Origin of the sequence: Gordonia rubripertincta (assembly GCF_038024875.1) — a bacterium.
In the GTDB taxonomy this organism is placed as follows: Bacteria; Actinomycetota; Actinomycetes; order Mycobacteriales; family Mycobacteriaceae; genus Gordonia; species Gordonia rubripertincta.
The window spans coordinates 2796746-2813462 of the sequence record NZ_CP136136.1 but is presented as its reverse complement, the minus strand read 5'-3'; the positions used below and the strand labels follow the sequence as shown (position 1 = coordinate 2813462).

The following is a 16717-nucleotide window of genomic DNA, read 5'->3' as shown; positions in this document are numbered from 1 at the left end:
GCACGAGTAGTCTTGCGCCCCATGTGGGGGAGGAACCACGCGTGACAGGGATGTTCTCGAGGTTTGACTACACCGACGCCGCGCTGACCACCGGGGAACGCTTCCTGGAGCTCGTCGAGGGGGTCGACGAGCCGGAGACGCGTGTCCCGGACACACCGGGATGGACGCTGGTCGACTGTCTGGGACACGTAGCCCTGGCGCCGACGCGGTTTCTCGAGCTCGCGCGCGGCGAGGGGGACTGGTGCCGCCAGGCGGTCGACGTCCCGGATTTCAACGCGAAGCAGATCGCGAACCTACCGACTCGTGAGATCTCGGTCCTCGCCCGCCAGCTGAGAGAAGACCTCGACACGCTGGTCGACGCCGTCTCGCACTTCAACGCGCAGGTCCCGAAGATGCGATTCGACGGTGACCGGCTGATCCGCGCCGACGCCGCATTGGGCATCCTCATCGGCGAGTTCGTGGTGCACGGCTTCGACGTCGCGCGTGCGGTGGGCGCCCGCTGGCGGGTCGAGCCCGAGGTCGTGCTGATGATCATCCGCGGACGACAGCAGATCCTGCCCAGCTGGGTGGACCCGACAATGGCGGCCGGACACCAGGCCACCTACGACATCCGGCTGCGCGGATGTTCGGAACGCTACTTCTACGAGTTCACCGACGGTGAGCTGGTCATCAACCCCGACGAGCCCCGACGCCCCGACGTCCACATCAGCGTCGACCCGACTGCCGCGCTGCTGACCGGCTACGGTCGGCTCTCCCCCACCTGGGCCGCACTGACCGGACGGGCCTTCGCATGGGGAAGCAAGCCGTGGCTTGCGCCACGGCTTGCTCAGAAGTTCCTACCCGCCTAGTTCGGCGGGCTTTGTTCGGTAGGGAACCGCGTCAGTTCAGCGGTTGGTCGGCGAACCGGCCGGACGGCTCGAGGAACGGCGTCCGCCCTGTGCGCGTCCACCGGCACGATGCTGCTGATCGCCGGTGCGGGGCTGACCCGCAGAGCGACCCTGCCCTGCCGAACGCGACTGCCCTGCCGAACGCGACTGGCCGGCCGAGCGGCCGTCGGTGGAACGCTGTCCACCGGAGCGGGACTCGCCGCCCTGACCGCGTGCGCCGCCACGGCTCTCACCGCGCGCAGCACCGTTACCACGGCCCTCACCGCGGGCACGTCCCGGGCGTCCGCCGCCTCGACGGCCACCCTGTGAACGACCACCCTGAGAGCGGCCGCCCTGTGAACCACCACGTTGGGCGCCACGAGCGGCCTCGGCGGCCGCACGCTCGGCAGCGGAGACGCGGGGTGCTCGCTCGCCGACGAGCTCGTCGACGGCGCCGGCCTTGGCGTCGACCTGCTTCGGGGTGACCTTGATCTTGGCCTTGCGCAACAGCTGCGAGACCTCACGACGCTGCTCGGGCAGGCACACGGTGACGACGTCGCCGGAGCTGCCGGCACGCGCGGTGCGACCCGAGCGGTGCAGGTATGCCTTGTGCTCGGCGGGCGGATCGACGTGGACGACCAGCTCGATACCGTCGACGTGCACACCGCGGGCGGCGACGTCGGTGGCCACGAGGACGCGGACGTCTCCCTCACCGAAGGCGGCGAGATTGCGGTCACGCTGGGCCTGACTCAGGTTGCCGTGCAGGTCGACGGCCGGGATGCCCTGCTCGGTCAGCTTCTTCGCGAGCTTCTTGGCCTGATGCTTGGTGCGCATGAACAGGATTCGGCGACCGGCGCCGGACGCGAGTTCGGCGACCAGGTCGGCCTTGCCGGCCGAGGAGACCTCGAAGACGTGGTGGGTCATGGCGGCGACCGGGGACTCGGCGGAGTCGACCGAGTGCAGGACCGGGTTGTCGAGGAAGCGCTTGGCCAGCTTGTCGACGCCGTTGTCGAGGGTCGCCGAGAACAGCAGGCGCTGACCGTCGGACGGGGTGGCGGCGAGGAGCTTGGTGACGACCGGGAGGAAGCCGAGGTCGGCCATGTGGTCGGCCTCGTCGATGACGGTGACCTCGACCTCGTCGAGCTTCACGATGCCCTGGCGCATCAGGTCTTCGAGGCGTCCCGGGCAGGCGACGACGATGTCGACGCCACGGCGGAAGGCCTGTTCCTGACGCATCTGCTTGACGCCACCGAAGACGGTGGTCACGGTGAGGCCGACGGCGGCCGCGAGCGGCTCGACGACAGCAGCGATCTGGGTGGCCAGCTCGCGGGTCGGAGCCAGGATGAGGCCGGTCGGCGCACCGACGTAGCGCTTGACCTCCATCTCGGCGAGTCCGGCGACCAGCGGGATGGAGAAGGCGAGGGTCTTGCCCGAGCCGGTCTTGCCTCGGCCGAGGACGTCCTTGCCGTCAAGGGTGTCGGGGAGGGTGTCGGCCTGGATCGGGAAGGCGTTGGCCTTGCCCTGCGATGCCAGGACCTCGACCAATTTGCTTGGCACGCCGAGGGATTCGAAGGAAACCTGGGGGGCGGCGGTGTCGGCGGGAATGGTCTCGACGATCTGGCTTGCAGTGGCCGAGGGGGTCTCGAGGACAGCAGTCATTATGTGAGCGGAGCTCTTCCTGTGCGTGGCACGCGAGCAGGACGGCAGATCACTGCCGAAGGTCGGTGCCGATGGCGAACACGCGGGTACGCGGGCTCGTTCGCCGTACGAAGTCAATGGCAGGCGGTGGACATCTGATGTGTCCGACCTCGGCGACCACGTGGGTGGGCCCCGACCTGCGAGAGAGGCGTTCTACGACGCGAGATGCATCAATCAAGGCGCATCACTGCGATCGACACTACGCGCCGGTAACGAAAGAAGCGAATTGTTGTGACCGACGTCGCGACCCGGGGCGTTCCGCTAGAACGCCTCACTCAACATCACTGCGACCGTGCCGGGCTCCAGCGCGTCGAAGACGTGCTCGACATCGCCCGGATAACAGATGTAGTCACCGGGGCCGAGAACTTCTGCAGCGTCGCTGGGTCCTAGACGGGCGCGACCTGCACTGATGACGACGTGTTCGAGGATTCCGCGGGCATGCGGGGCGGAGATCCGCGGTTTGCCGGGCTCTGCCCGGATGACCTACATATCGCGACGGGAGCCGGGTGCGGCGGTCGACAGGAGCGTCGCCGAGTAGTCGGCATCGGCGGCCGGGATCACCGGCCCCTCCCCGAATCGGACGACCTCGACGGTCGGCGCCGGCGAGTCCAGCAGCGCCGAGAACTGCACGCCGAGGGCCGTGGAGAGCGCCCACAACGTCTCCACGCTGGGGTTTCCTTCCCCTGACTCGAGCTGGGACAGCGTCGACTTCCCGATTCCTGCACGCCGAGCCAACTCGGTCAGCGAGAGACCCGCACGGGTGCGCTCACGCTTCAGCGACGCGGCGACCAGCGCTTTCGGGTTCACCTGTCCGGCATTGTTCATCAAACCGTCCGATCGTCCATCTTGACGAACACTCGTCGTATGTTCACTATGATAGTCATGCGTTCGGCATGGAGAACACTCGATTCGGCGACTCTGCGCGCCGTGGTCGTGATGTGCGTGTCGGTACTCGTGATCGGCGCCTCGTATGGCGTCGCTGCGAACAGCGCCGGGCTCGCCCTGTGGCAGATCGTGCTGATCGCAACCGTCGTGCTCGCGGGGTCGTCGGAGTTCGTCTTCGTCGGCATGCTCGCCGCCGGCGGCGTGCCCATCGCCGGAGCCCTCGCCGGACTTCTGGTCAACACGAGGAACTTCGGCTACGGACTCGCGGTGGGCAAACACCTGCGCGGACTTTCGGAGATCCTGCTCGGTGCGCATCTGATCAACGACGAGACCGCCGCGGTGACCACCGCGGAATCCGAGCCGCGTCGCGCCCGCGCCGCATTTCTCCTGTGCGGATTGGGAATTCTCGTCTGCTGGCCGGCCGGCGCCGGCCTGGGCGCTCTGCTCGGCAGCCGCGTCGCAAGCCCCGAGGCCGTCGGACTCGACGCCGCGTTCCCCGCCCTGCTTGCCGCACTTGCCGTTCCGGCGCTGCGCACGCGCGCCACCTGGGCGGCGGTCGCCGCCGCCGGTGCCATCGCGCTGGCGTCGACACCATTTCTTCCTGCCGGACTGCCGATCCTCTGCGCGCTGGCGGGTTTCGCCGCCGTCGAAGCCGTTCGGAGCCTCGTGTCACATCGGACCCCCGCACCACCCCGCGCTCTCGTCGACATCGAGGCACCCCGATGACAGCCGGACTGTCCCTTGGCATCGGCATCGCGGTTCTCGCCGTCGGCACCTACGTGATCCGGCTGGCCGGACCTCTGCTCCGTAACCGCCTGTCCGTGTCGGCGAATGCGGAGAAGCTGATGGACCGCGCCACCGTGGTGCTGTTGGTCGCGGTGGCGCTGACCGGCGCGTTCTTCGTCGACCACGACTTCGCCGGATGGGCGCGACCGGCGGGCGTCGCCGTCGGAATCCTCGCGGCCGTCCTGCGCGCACCGATCGCGGTCGTGGTCGTCCTCGCCGCGGCAACCGCTGCCGGTCTACGCGCCATCGGGATCGCCTGACCCACAAGAAAACTCACCCATTTTCCGTATTTCCACCCTCCATCGGGGTGGTGGGAATACGGAAAAGCGGTGGGTTTGCGGAACACTCAGCGGACGGTGGCGGGCTCGGCGCAGCTGTCCGGGACGTCGACCAGCGAGCACGCGACCGGAAGCCGCGTCGGACGGTATCCGGCGGGCACTCCCCCGGCTCGTGTGATCTCCCGATACGCGGCCACGGCGTCGGTAGGGCGTCGGGTCAGCGTCGGATCACTTTGAGCATCAACGGTGTACAGACCGAACCGGGAGTCGAAGTCACCCCATTCGTAGTTGTCGGTGAGGCTCCAGTAGTTGTAGGACCTCACATCGATGCCGTCCTGCTTGGCGCGCTGCACCCAGTACACGGTGTCGCGCAGGTGGTCTGCGCGCCGGTAGCCGTCGGGGCGTCGACCGTCCGGGCCGGTGGCCAACCCGTTCTCGATGACGCGGATCGGCTTGCCCGGGAACTGCCGCGCCACGTGCCGAAGCACGTAGTAGATGCTCTCCGGAGCCTGCGAACTCTTCCAGAACTCACCGAGGGCTCCGTAGGCCACCGACGCATCGGTGACCGAGAAGGAGTAGTAGTGGTCGACGCCGACGAAGTCCAGGGTGTCGCGCATCCGTTGCGGGAAGAGGGATTCCAGCCACGGCTGCAGGCCCACGATCGGATAGTAGGCGAAGTTCGACGACACCTGCGCACCCGGCTGTATGCGATGGATGTGCCGGTAGATCGCTCGATGAGCCGCGACGATGCCGTCGGCCATCCGGCCCATGTTCTGTGGTGCGAGCCCGCCGTACTGGGCCTCGCGTCGAACGTATTCGGTCGGTTCGTTGAAGGTGATCCACAGCGGGTCGGCCCAGGCGTACCGGTCGACGACCCGCCCGGCGAACGCCACCGTGTCGTCGGCCATGCCGGGCCGGTTCCAGCCACCGAGATCCACGGCCCACCCGGGATGCACCCAGTGATTGAGGGTGATCATCGGCCGCATCCCGGCATCCACGACCTTGCGGATCACACGGTCATAGAACGCCCAGCCCGCCGGATCATCTCGCCCACGCGTGGGTTCGACCCTCGACCACTCCACCGACGTGCGGTAGATGCCCACGCCCAGCGACGCTGCGCGATCGATGTCCTCGGCGTAGCGGTGGTAGAAGTCGACGGCGTTGCCGACAGGTTGATCGACCTTGCCCTGCTTGCCGTACCGCAGCCAGTTCGAATCCCGGTTGTATCCCTCGGACTGGAAACCGGATTGGGCGACGCCGAAGTCGAAGTCGGGGCCGAGCGGCGGAACCGCTGCCTGCGCAGGCGAAGTGACGCCGACGAGCAGCAGCACCGCCGCCGCCGCGATCACGGGATGGACGGCTCTGCGCACCACGCTCAGAACGGGCTACCGGTGAACGGTGCGACGCGTTCACAGGGCACGCGACGTGGATGTTCGGGGTCGAGCGCGTTCAACACGAAGTACGCCGTGCGTCGCGACCCGGCCATCCCCGCATGCTCGGTGTAGTCGACCGAACATCCGTCCTGCACAACGATGTTGCGGACGTTCTTGCCACCCGGCGGCAGTCCGTACCAGTACGGGACGACGAGTTCGTCGTGGCGGGTGGCAATGTTGGTGTACTGGATGCCCGGCTCGTAGTACCCGCCGTCGGCGACCTTGCGGAGGAACGCAGCACCCGGATCGAGGTCGAAACACGCTTGGCACAACGGAACCTGCTCGGGTCGCACGCCGAGACCCCGGACGAACGGGCCGATGGCATCGGCAGCGGCGACGGTCGTTCCACGCCACACCGGTGCCAGCGACACGTACTTGTCGACGCTGTCCTTACCGCCGAGGTACTTGACGTAGTAGGCCGGGACCACGGTCCCCTGCGAGTGCCCGATGATGTCGACCTTCGACGCACCGGTCGTGCTCTTCACCTTGGTGATGAAGCCGCCGAGTTCGCGCGCACTCTCGGACATGAGGCCCATTCCGCCGATCGCGCTGATCGGCCACGGGGCTCCCTTGATCGCACCGTACGTCGTCGTGAAGACGCAGTAACCCTCGTTCTTCAGCAGCGGGACATACGTTCCCCAGTTGGTCTGCTGCGATCCACCGGTTCCGTGCACCAGGATCACCGGGTTGGGATGACGGGGCGAGGGCTTGCAGTTCCAATCGTTCGCCCCGGGCAGCGAACCGCCCGGGTTGGTGAGTTCTCCGGGGATACCGGAGAGGAAGTTGTAGGTGACGGGTAGGTCGGCCCGCGCGGGTGCGGCGGTGGCGACGAGCAGTCCGGCCATCGCCGCCACGACCAGCCCCAACAGCAGCTTCGAGGTCCTCATCGCTGGAAGCTAACAAAACGGCCCGCACCGGGTAGGGCGTTTGACGCAGACCGGTCGCGCGACTCCCGATCGACGGACTCCCGATCAACGGGAACCGACTGGCCGCACCGCGCCGATTTCTGATGGCGTGGGACGGTGACTGGAACCCAGAAAGCTCAGTTGGACCCTGCCGCGATGGCCGACGTCGTAGCCCGGTATCTGTCATTCCTCGGCGCGGGCACCGGTGAGGACATCGCGGGCCTCTTCGCCGCCGACGCCGTGGTCGAGGATCCGGTCGGCGGGCAGATTCTGCAGGGACGCGACGCCCTCACGTCGTTCTACTCGCGGGTGACCGCCGCCGAGAACTCTGCGGAGTTGCTGACCCTGCGCGTGGCCGGCAACTCCGCCGCGTTCCATTTCCGGGTGGTCACCACGACCGCGGACCAGGTGATCACCATCGAACCGATAGACGTGATCACCTTCGACGACCACGGTCTGATCACCGGTCTCCGTGCCCACTGGTCGGCCGAGGACGTCCACACCGTCGCACGATGAGAGAGTCACGTCGCACAATGAGAGGTCGACGGGAGGCGATGCGGACATGCGCCTAGGGATCACCAGTCCGGTCCTGGTCCAGCACCCGAGCACGCGCTCGGAGTGGGAACGGACGGCGACCATCGACGACGTCGCCCGGATCGCGCGACGTGCGGACGAACTGGGCTTCAACCACCTCACCTGCAGCGAACACATCGCCGTACCCGTCGAGGTGGCCGAGGTCCGGGGCGGAACCTATTGGGATCCGCTGGCCACCTTCGGATACCTGGCGGCCGCCACCAACCGGCTGCGCCTGGTCACCAACGTTCTCGTGCTGGGTTACCACCACCCGCTGGAGATCGCGAAGCGATACGGAACCCTCGACCGGATCAGCCGCGGCCGATTGGTGCTGGGGGTGGGCGTGGGCACGCTCAAGGAGGAGTTCGACCTCATCGGGGCACCGTTCGACGACCGCGGCGCCCGCGCCGACGACGCGATCGCGGCCCTGCGCGCCTCGTTGTCGAGTGCCCGGCCGGAATACCACGGCCGCTTCTACGACTATGCGGACCTGGTGGTGGAGCCGCACGCCGTGCAGGATCATGTGCCGATCTGGGTCGGCGGCCGCACCGGGCGATCGCTGCGTCGGGCCTGCGCGCACGGCGACGGCTGGGCCCCGTTCGGCCTCGGCACCGACCAGTTGCGCACGATGCTGGCGGACGCCCCGATTCCTCCGTCGTTCGACGTGGTCCTGTCCTCGCCCCGGGCGCTCGATCCGCTCGGGGCGCCCGACACCGTGACCCGGACTCTGAACGATCTGCGCGACGCGGGCGCGACCATCGCCGGCACGTCCGTGGCCGCCCGCGACGCGGGACACTACGTCGATCAACTCGACGAGCTCCACCGCCTCGCCCACCTCGAAGGCGTGGACTTCGACGGACCGGCGGAACCACCGGGATCGGACACACACCACGAACAGGAGTCGAGGACATGACGAACACATACGAGGGTCAGGTCGCCCTGATCACCGGCGCCGCCCGCGGTCAGGGACGCAGCCACGCGGTTGCCTTCGCCGAACGTGGGGCCGACATCGTCATCTGCGACCGCTGCGAGGACAGCTCCGCCGTCCGCTACCCTCTGGCCACCGACGCCGACCTGGCCGAGACCGCGCGTCTGGTGACCGCGACGGGCCGTCGATGCATCGCCGTCCGGGCCGACACAGCCGACCGTGCCGCGATGGATGCACTGGTGGCACAGGCGCATTCCGAGTTCGGCCGCATCGACATCGCGGTCGCCAACGCCGGCGTGTCGGTCGCGGCACCCGTGCAGTCCATGACCACCGACCAGTGGTCTGAGGTCATCTCCTCCAACCTGACCGGGGTCTTCAACACCGTCGGCGCGGTGGCGGGCGGGATGATCGAACGGAACTACGGACGGATCGTCACCATCTCGTCGATGCTCGGCCGGGCCGGCAACACCAACATGACGGGATATGCGGCATCCAAGTGGGGTGTCATCGGTTTGACCAAGAGTGCAGCCCTCGACCTCGCCGGCCACGGAATCACCGTCAACGCCATTGCGCCCGGCAACATCTCGACGCCGATGATCCACAACGACGCGCTGTACTCGATGCTGCGCCCCGACCTGGAATCCCCGACGATCGACGACGTCGCACCGGTCTTCGAGTCACTGCACGCCCAACCGGTCCCCTGGCTGGACGCCGCGGAGATCACCCGGGTCGTGTTGTTCCTGACCGACCCGGCCAACGCCCACATCAGCGGAACCGTGATCCCGGTCGATGCCGGCAACGCCGCTCGCGTCACCGGCTGACGCCGGCTCCCTTCAGGCGCATCCGGAGCCTGCGGAGGACGCGACGCCGCTGCGGCTGTAGGACCACGGCCGATGTCGTTCACCCTGATCGACGTCGCACGCGACCTCGATCAGGGTGCCGTGAACTGGACGCGGGTGCGGATGCTGTGCAGCGGGCCGGGCAGGACAACTTCGCGTCCCCGTCAGTGGGTTTCGAGGGCAATGTGCCCTTCGACGGTGCTCACGGGGACGGAGCCTGCGGAGGATGCGTCTCGAAGGGCCGGCGAGGACATCCAACACGCGAGTGAAGGAGACACCACCACGAGGACCCCAACCATGATCGATACGCAAGTGGTGGTCCTGGGGTGTTGATACCCGCCAACGCACCCACCACGCCGCCATCGTTGCTGCCGACGGCCGCCCACTGGCCGACCGTGAGTTCCCTACCACCAGTAGCGGCTACCGCCACGTCGAACGCCGTTCCGCGGAACACAAGACGAAGAAAGACATCATCCGCTGCCTCGAACGCTACGTCGCCCGCGAAGTCTTCAACGACCTCACCACCGACCTCGGGCGGATTGACAAGCTATAGGACCATCTCGTCGGTCCGGGACCTCAGAACTCGACGTCGAGACGATCGCTGAGCGGACGAGCCTGGCAGGCCAGGATGTAACCGTCGGCGATGTCGTCCTCGTCGAGGATCGAGGCATTGCCCATGTCGACCTTTCCGTCGACCAGAGTGCAAGCGCACGAACCACATTCGCCCTCGCGGCAGGAGAACGGGACGTCGACGCCCTGGGAGAGCAGGACGTCGACGAGGGTCGCCGACCGCGGCCAGCGGTACTCGTTGGATTCTCCGTCGAGGGTCACCGACACCGTCGCCGAGTCGGCATCGTCGGCGGTGGGGTCCGGCAGCACCACCTCGGCGAAGGGGTCCCCCGACAGGGAGGTGAACACCTCGGCGTGGACGCGATCCCGCGGAATGCCGGCCTGGGCGGCGGCGCCGTGGACGGCATCCATGAACGGTTTCGGACCGCACATGTACACCCGGTGATGCGCGAAAGCCCCTGCGAGACCGGCCAGTTTCTCCGCCGACGGCTGACCCTGGACACTCTCGAGCCAGTGCACGACGGTCAGACGATCGCGGTGCTCCTCGGCGAGCTCGCGGAGCTCCGCCGCGAAGATGACGGCGTCCTCGCTCCGGTTGGCGTAGAACAGAACGACCTTTCCCCGGCCCTGAGACAGCGCCGACTTGAGGATCGAGATCACCGGCGTGACGCCGCTCCCGGCGGCGAACAGCAACAGGTCGTCGTCGAGATCGGCGGGGGTGAACACACCGGCCGGCGGCAGGACCTCGAGGATGTCACCGACCTCCACGTTGTCGCACAACCAGTTCGAGGCATAACCGCCGGCGGTCCGCTTCACGGTCACCTTCGGCCGGGCATCGGTGAACGGGGAGCTCGCCAGCGAGTAGCACCTCGCGACCGACCCGGTCTGATCGCTCGGGACACGCAGCGTCAGGAACTGGCCCGGCTTGTAGCGGAAATCGTCGCCCCGGTCACCGGGGACCTCGAAGACGAGCGACCGCGCATCCACGGTCTCCTCGACGATGGCCGCCACGGTCACCTTGGCGGAACGCGACCTGGCCGACGCTTCAGCGGTTGTCATCGCGGATCATGCCTCTCCATACGTGAATCGAACTGCGAGAAAACCTAGGTCCGTGGGACCGTTCCCGGACACCCCCTTCTCGCTGACCGGGATCGTGCCCGCGGCACCCTCGCGGAGCTTTTCAGGCACCGAAGGTCGCGCGGCCACCGGTGATGGTGGGCTCCCCGTCCTTGCGGAGTTCGAACTCGTATCCCGAGCCGCCGTCCCAGACATTCAGGTGCGCGGACTCGCCGGGATGGATGGGTGCCGCGAACCGCCCTTCGAGCCTGGTCAGGTCTGCGGGATGCGCCCCGACCGCACGCCCCAGCTCCACCGCCGCCATACCGAGCGTGCACAGCCCGTGCATGATCGGGCGCGGCTGCCCGATCCGCGCGGCAGCCGCCGGGTCGATGTGGATGTGATGCCGGTCGCCGGTGAGCCGGTACAGGGCGGCCTGGTTCGGAGCCGTCTGTATCGGACGGCTCGCAACCGGCTCGCCCTCCGGACCTGCCGGACGCGACGGGCCGCGATCACCGCCGAACCCCCCGGCGCCGGGCGCGAAGATCGACCACGTCGCGGTGAACTGATCACTGCGCACGACGACCTCGAACACCGCGGCCGCACCCTTGTCCCAGACTCGTCCGACCGACGCGTGCAGGGTCAGTTCGCCGCGGCGCGGGAGCGGTGCCGCCACCGACAGTTCCTGGGACCCGTGTACGGCTGTGGCGGTGTCGAAAGCGCCTCGTCCACCCAACTCGTCGGGCGCCCACTGCGCCAGGGTCAGCGCGAACGTGGGCAGCACCCGGAGACGATCCTCGAACACGAGATCCAATTCGTCCGCGGCGGCTCCGACCGCGATTGCGTAGAGGATGGCGTCCCGCTCGTCGTAGGTGACGGTGCGGGTGCCGAGGTCGATCCCCTCCCAGCGCGAGGTGCCGCGGATCGCGGCGTCCTGCGTACTCATGCGGCACCCAGGATCAAGCCGCTCGTGGGTACGGCGGTACCCGCGGTCACGAGCACGTTCTCGACACCCTCCGGTTGGTTCGTCGAGGTACCGCGGATCAGGCGGACCGCCTCCGCTATTCCGTTCACGCCATGCAGGTATGCCTCGCCGACCTGGCCGCCGTGGGTGTTGGACGGAAGACGCCCGCCGATCTCCAGGTTGCCGTCGGCGATGAAGGCGGCCGCCTCACCCGGTGCGCAGAACCCGAGTTCCTCGAGTTGCGGCAGCACCAGCGGGGTGAAGTGGTCGTAGAGGATCGCGGCGTCGACGTCGTCCGGACTAAGACCGGCCTGCGCGTACAGCTGCCGGCCCACGAGACCCATCTCCGGGATGCCGGTGATGTCCGGCCGGTAGTAGCTGGCCATCATGTGTTGGTCCTTGCCACTTCCCTGCGCGGCACCCTTGATGAGAGCCGGTGCGGAGGAGAGCTTCCGGGCGCGTTCGGCGGACACGACGACAAGGGCCTGGCCGCCGTCGGTCTCCTGGCAACAGTCGAGCAGGTGCAGCGGCTCGGCGATCCAGCGCGAGTTCTGGTGGTCTTCCAGGGTGATCGGCTTGCCGTAGAACCACGCGGCGGGATTGTTCGCGGCGTGCTTTCGCGCCACCACCGCAACCCGGCCGAAATCCTCACTGGTGGCACCGTATTGGTGCATGTAACGCCGGGCGAACATCGCCACCCACTGGGCGGGCGTCGCCAGTCCCTGCGGGGTCAGCCACGCATACGCCGCGCGGTCGGCGGTCGAATCCATCGGGCGGTCGTGCTGCCCGGTGCCGAAACGCATGCCGGAGCGCTCGTTGAACGCACGGTAGACCACGACGACCTCGGCGACACCGGTCGCCACGGCCATCGCCGCCTGCTGCACGGATGCGCAGGCCGCGCCGCCGCCGTAGCCGACCCGGGAGAAGAACTTCAGCTCGCCCAGTCCGCAGTTGCGGGCAACGAGGATCTCACCGTTGGTCTCCATCGTGAACGTCGTCAGACCGTCGACCTCGCCGGGGTCGATCCCGGCGTCGGCGAGCGCAGCGGTGACGGCCTCGCAGGCGAGCTGCAGCTCGGAACGCCCGGACTTCTTGGAGAACTCGGTGGCGCCGATACCGACGATCGCGGCGGCACCCGAGAGCGGACTCACTGCCATCAGGCGTCCCTTCCTTGCGCGGCGGGGTAGACGACCGTCACAGTGCCCGACAGGTGGTTGCCCAGGCTGTTGGCGCCCACCACCTGCACCTCGACGTGCCCGTTCGCCTTCGCGACGACCTCGCCGGTCATCGTCATCGTGTCGCCCGGATAGTTGGGCGCGCCCAGCCGGATCTTGACACGACCGACCGTGGCGGACGGCCCCGCCCAGTCCGTCACGAACCTGCCGGCCAACCCGTTGCTGGTGAGGATGTTCATGAACACGTCCTTCGACCCGCGCTCGCGAGCCAACTCGGGGTCGTGGTGCACATCCTGGAAGTCACGGGTGGCGATGGCGGTGGACACGATGAGAGTCCTGGTCAGCGGGATCGCGAGTGCGGGGAGCGTCTCGCCGACCGCGATGTCCTCGTATCTGCTGACCCCCAGGGCGACGCCGGCCGTCACGCGACCACCTCCGCACCGGTGGCGAGCTTTGCGCCCAGCCGTGCCAGATCGGACGCGGAACCGCCGAGCGTGGCACCGATCTGCTTTCCCCACAACAGGTGTCGATGCACCGGATAGTCGGTGTCCACCCCCATCCCGCCGTGCAGGTGGGTCGTGCGGTGCACGATGTTCTGGCCGCCCTCGGTGGCCCACCACTTGGCGACGAGGACCGAGGTCCCGGGATCGGTTCCGGCGGCGAGCTTCTGCGTGGCCTGCCACAGGGTCACGCTCATCGCCTCCAACTCGATGTAGCAGTCGGCGAGCTTGTGCGCGACCGCCTGGAACGTCGCCAGCGGTCGGCCGAACTGCTGTCGCCCGTTCAGGTAGGTCACCGACTGCTGCACGGCGCCGGCACCGACGCCGAGAGCGAGTGCGGCGAGAGCGAGTTCGACACGGTCCCGGAGCCACTCGACCGCAGTGCCGTCGGTGGGGCCGAGGAGTTCGGCGGCCGCCGAATCGAAGGTGAGGTTGCCGCAGATCTCCCAGGTGGTGGACTGGGTCTGCTCGATCGACACGCCGTCGGCGGTCAGGTCGACGAGGAACAGCGCCGCACCGGTGTCGGTGGTCGCCGACACGACCGCGCGGTCGGCGACATGGGTGACCGGGACGACTGCCTTCGCACCGGACAACGTCCACCGACCGTCGGTCTCGGCGGCGGTGGTCTGCGGGTCGCGGTCGACGTACGGACCGAACTCCTCGAGACCGATCGTGAGGAACCCTCGGCCCTCCGCAACCGCCGGAACGTGGGCGGATTTCTGTGTGTCCGAACCGAATTCGACGATGGCGAGAGCGGCGAGCACCGACTGCCAGATCGGCACCGGGGCGACATGTCGGCCCTGCTGCTCGAGCAGGACGTACAGTTCCGGCAACCCGAACCCGCCACCGCCGAGGCCCTCGGGCAGGGCGACGCCGAGCAGTCCGGTGGTGGCGAGTTCGCGCCACAGGTCCCGGTCGATGCGCTCGTCGGAGAGTTCGATCTGTTTGACCCGGTCGATTCCGGCTCGGCCGGTGAACACGTCGGCGGCGAGCGCTCGGATCGCGTCCTGCTCTTCGCTGTGGGTGAAGTCCATTGCTCAGTCCTCCAGTACGGCCGGCCGGAACGCGGGCAGCGTCAGATCCGGGTCGGCGTCGATCCAGTCCAGTTCCACCGGCATGTCGATCTCGACCTCGTCGGGGGCGACCCCGGTCATGTTCGCGATCAGGCGGGTTCCCTCGTCGAGTTCGATGGTCGCGACGACGAGCGGATACTCGAATCCGGGTATCTGCGGGTGGTGGTTGACGACGAAGCTGTAGACGGTGCCGCGCCCGGACGCCTCCACGGTGTCCCAGTCCAGGGAACGACACTGTCCGCACATGGGTCCGGTGGGGTGTCGCAGGGTGCCGCAGGCGGTGCAGCGCTGGATCACCAGCCGGTGCTCCTTGGCGGCCTCGAACCAGAAGGCGTTGTCGGCGTTGATCGCCGGCCGCGGCCGCAGACCCGGGACGGGACCCGACGGCCGGCCGGGAGTGTCAGCCGCCGGTTCTGCGACCGGCGGCGCGCTGTCCTTCGGCCGGAAGCGGAGCGTGCGCCACCGTTGTGTCGCGACGGTGTCGCCGTCGCCGTTGCGGTAGGTCTTGAGCGTGGTGACGAAGTGACCGGTGCCCAGCCCCGTCTTCTTCTCCTCGGAGATGGTCTCGATCACCTCCGTGAGCGACACCCGTTCTCCGGGAGACAGTTCGGCGAAGAACTCGAAGTCCGAGTCGGTTGCCACCACGGAGGTGAATCCCGCGGCGTCGAAGCTCGCGATCAGGTCGGTCCACACGTCCGACGGGTCGTTGTTCGCCATCTTGTCGGTGAACGTGCGCATCGTCCACACCTGCATCATCATGGCGGGTGCCACCGCCGCGTCCCGACCGGCGGCGCGGGCCGCGTCGTCGTCGAGGTAGATGGGATTGGTGTCCCCCATGGTCTCGACCCAGTGCCGGATCATCGGGGTGTTGACCTCGTCGGGACCCCAGGTCGTAGGGGTCAGGGTCTTTCCCTCGAATTCCCTGAGCGCGGTGAGGAAGTCGCTCACTTGACCCTCTTCTCCCGGACGAGGCCCAGGCCCATGGTCGCGACCATGTCACGCAGGACCTCGTTGACGCCTCCGCCGAACGTGTTGACCATGCCCTGGCGGGAGATCTGCTCGATCTGTCCGGCGAGCAGCGCTCCGGGTGAGTCGGGGCGTATCCGGCCCGCGGCACCGAGGATGCCGAGCAGGGTCCGGTAGACGTCGACATGGGTCTCGGTGCCGTAGGCCTTGGTGGCACCGGCATCCGCACCCGACAGGGTGTCGGCGGCGACGGCCGCGGTCACCTTCCAGTTCAGCAGGCGCATGGCTTCGAGCTTCGCGTGGGTACGCGCGAATTCCTGCTGTACCCAGGGGATCTCGATGACACCGTGTTCCTTGGCCCAGTCCAGGACCTGATGCCACAGTCCGTAGGTGCGACCACCGATGGCGGCGAGCCCGATGCGCTCGTGGTTCAGCTGGGCGGCGATCAGCTTCCAGCCGCCGTTGACCTCGCCGACGACGCCGGACTGCGGAACCCGGATTCCGGTGTAGTAGGTCGAGGTCACCGTGAGTCCGCCGACCGTGTTGATGGGCGACCACGAGAAACCCTCGTCGTCGGTGGGGACGACCAGGATCGAGATGCCCTTGTGCTTGGGCGCGTCGGGATCGGTGCGGCAGGCGAGCCAGACGTAATCGGCGGTGTTGGCGCCGGAGGTGAAGATCTTGTTGCCGTCGATCACCCATTCGTCCCCGTCGAGGACGGCACGAGTCTTCAGCGACGCCAGGTCGGTGCCCGCCTCGGGCTCGGTGTAGCCGATGGCGAAGACGATGTCACCGGAGAGGATGCCCGGAAGGAAACGTTCCTTCTGTTCCTCGGTGCCGTACTTCATCAGGGTCGGGCCGACGGTGTTGACGGTGACGAACGGGAACGGCAGGCCGGCTCGCTGAACCTCGTCGAAGAAGACGAACTGTTCCTCGATCGACCGACCCTGCCCACCGAACTCCTCGGGCCAGCCGATGCCCAGCCACCCGTCCTGGCCGAGCATCTTGACGACCTCCCGGAAACGCGGACCGCCGACACCCTGTTCGCCGGCCGCACGCCGCTCGTCCTCGGGCAGCAGTCCCGCGAAATACTCCCGCAGCTGCATCCGAAGAGCCAGCTGCTCGGGCGATTCGGTCAAATCCATCGTGTTGCTCCTAGTGACAATGGTGGCAAGAGACAGCCTGGGTGCGAACGCTAACGAGCCGCCGGGGACGCCACGGC

The 16717-nt window shown here is 67.9% G+C and carries 16 protein-coding genes and 1 pseudogene; 6 read left to right on the top strand and 11 right to left on the bottom strand.

Annotated features, from left to right (window positions below):
* The first annotated feature begins 41 nt into the window (after nt 1-41).
* On the top strand, nt 42-848 hold the full coding sequence (locus RVF83_RS12765) for a maleylpyruvate isomerase N-terminal domain-containing protein (RefSeq protein ID WP_005194032.1): 807 nt from the start codon (nt 42-44) through the stop codon (nt 846-848).
* A gap of 36 nt (nt 849-884) precedes the next feature.
* Here RVF83_RS12765 and RVF83_RS12760 read toward each other — a convergent pair whose 3' ends face one another.
* Both RVF83_RS12760 and RVF83_RS12755 read right to left on the bottom strand, forming a co-directional pair.
* Nucleotides 885-2525: a DEAD/DEAH box helicase gene (locus tag RVF83_RS12760; RefSeq protein ID WP_005194030.1), complete on the bottom strand. Its 1641-nt coding sequence runs from the start codon at nt 2523-2525 to the stop codon at nt 885-887.
* A gap of 300 nt (nt 2526-2825) precedes the next feature.
* A pseudogene (locus RVF83_RS12755) lies at nt 2826-3389 on the bottom strand (helix-turn-helix domain-containing protein).
* A 57-nt stretch (nt 3390-3446) separates the two neighbouring features.
* Between RVF83_RS12755 and RVF83_RS12750 the strand changes: the two are divergent.
* Together RVF83_RS12750 and RVF83_RS12745 are read left to right on the top strand one after the other, a co-directional pair.
* Complete coding sequence (locus RVF83_RS12750; protein WP_005194026.1) at nt 3447-4175, top strand: AzlC family ABC transporter permease; 729 nt, start codon at nt 3447-3449, stop codon at nt 4173-4175.
* Nucleotides 4172-4495, top strand: a complete 324-nt coding sequence (locus RVF83_RS12745) for an AzlD domain-containing protein (RefSeq protein ID WP_005194024.1) — start codon at nt 4172-4174, stop codon at nt 4493-4495. Before RVF83_RS12750 ends, RVF83_RS12745 begins: the two co-directional genes overlap by 4 nt.
* A gap of 86 nt (nt 4496-4581) precedes the next feature.
* Here RVF83_RS12745 and RVF83_RS12740 read toward each other — a convergent pair whose 3' ends face one another.
* Together RVF83_RS12740 and RVF83_RS12735 are read right to left on the bottom strand one after the other, a co-directional pair.
* Entirely contained in the window at nt 4582-5886 is a 1305-nt protein-coding gene (locus RVF83_RS12740) for a family 1 glycosylhydrolase (RefSeq protein WP_005194022.1), read from the bottom strand.
* A 2-nt stretch (nt 5887-5888) separates the two neighbouring features.
* A complete protein-coding gene (locus tag RVF83_RS12735) occupies nt 5889-6833 on the bottom strand; it encodes an esterase/lipase family protein (protein WP_005194021.1) in 945 nt (314 codons plus the stop codon).
* Between the two features lie 174 nt (nt 6834-7007).
* On the opposite strand from RVF83_RS12735, the gene RVF83_RS12730 reads away from it, so the two are divergent.
* The 3 genes from RVF83_RS12730 to RVF83_RS12720 are packed head-to-tail and all read left to right on the top strand — an operon-like array spanning nt 7008 to nt 9173.
* Entirely contained in the window at nt 7008-7367 is a 360-nt protein-coding gene (locus tag RVF83_RS12730) for a nuclear transport factor 2 family protein (protein ID WP_005194019.1), read from the top strand.
* Between the two features lie 46 nt (nt 7368-7413).
* Nucleotides 7414-8337, top strand: a complete 924-nt coding sequence (locus RVF83_RS12725) for an LLM class F420-dependent oxidoreductase (protein WP_005194018.1) — start codon at nt 7414-7416, stop codon at nt 8335-8337.
* A complete protein-coding gene (locus RVF83_RS12720; RefSeq protein WP_005194017.1) occupies nt 8334-9173 on the top strand; it encodes a mycofactocin-coupled SDR family oxidoreductase in 840 nt (279 codons plus the stop codon). Before RVF83_RS12725 ends, RVF83_RS12720 begins: the two co-directional genes overlap by 4 nt.
* 594 nt (nt 9174-9767) lie before the next feature.
* On the opposite strand, the gene RVF83_RS12715 is transcribed toward RVF83_RS12720, so the two are convergent.
* From RVF83_RS12715 to RVF83_RS12685, 7 genes are all read right to left on the bottom strand, one after another.
* Nucleotides 9768-10820, bottom strand: coding sequence for a ferredoxin--NADP reductase (locus tag RVF83_RS12715; protein WP_039879804.1), 1053 nt, complete (start codon nt 10818-10820; stop codon nt 9768-9770).
* A gap of 121 nt (nt 10821-10941) precedes the next feature.
* Nucleotides 10942-11763 carry a MaoC/PaaZ C-terminal domain-containing protein gene (locus RVF83_RS12710; RefSeq protein WP_005194013.1) on the bottom strand — a complete coding sequence of 274 codons (822 nt, stop codon included), beginning with the start codon at nt 11761-11763 and terminating at the stop codon, nt 10942-10944.
* On the bottom strand, nt 11760-12938 hold the full coding sequence (locus RVF83_RS12705) for a lipid-transfer protein (protein WP_005194012.1): 1179 nt from the start codon (nt 12936-12938) through the stop codon (nt 11760-11762). Before RVF83_RS12705 ends, RVF83_RS12710 begins: the two co-directional genes overlap by 4 nt.
* Nucleotides 12938-13381 (bottom strand): MaoC family dehydratase, encoded by a 444-nt coding sequence (locus RVF83_RS12700; protein WP_005194011.1) that lies wholly within the window; start codon nt 13379-13381, stop codon nt 12938-12940. Before RVF83_RS12700 ends, RVF83_RS12705 begins: the two co-directional genes overlap by 1 nt.
* A complete protein-coding gene (locus RVF83_RS12695) occupies nt 13378-14490 on the bottom strand; it encodes an acyl-CoA dehydrogenase family protein (RefSeq protein WP_005194003.1) in 1113 nt (370 codons plus the stop codon). Before RVF83_RS12695 ends, RVF83_RS12700 begins: the two co-directional genes overlap by 4 nt.
* Nucleotides 14491-14493: 3 nt before the next feature.
* Nucleotides 14494-15477 (bottom strand): bifunctional MaoC family dehydratase N-terminal/OB-fold nucleic acid binding domain-containing protein, encoded by a 984-nt coding sequence (locus RVF83_RS12690; protein ID WP_005194001.1) that lies wholly within the window; start codon nt 15475-15477, stop codon nt 14494-14496.
* Nucleotides 15474-16640, bottom strand: a complete 1167-nt coding sequence (locus tag RVF83_RS12685; protein WP_005193999.1) for an acyl-CoA dehydrogenase family protein — start codon at nt 16638-16640, stop codon at nt 15474-15476. Before RVF83_RS12685 ends, RVF83_RS12690 begins: the two co-directional genes overlap by 4 nt.
* Nucleotides 16641-16717: the final 77 nt, after the last annotated feature.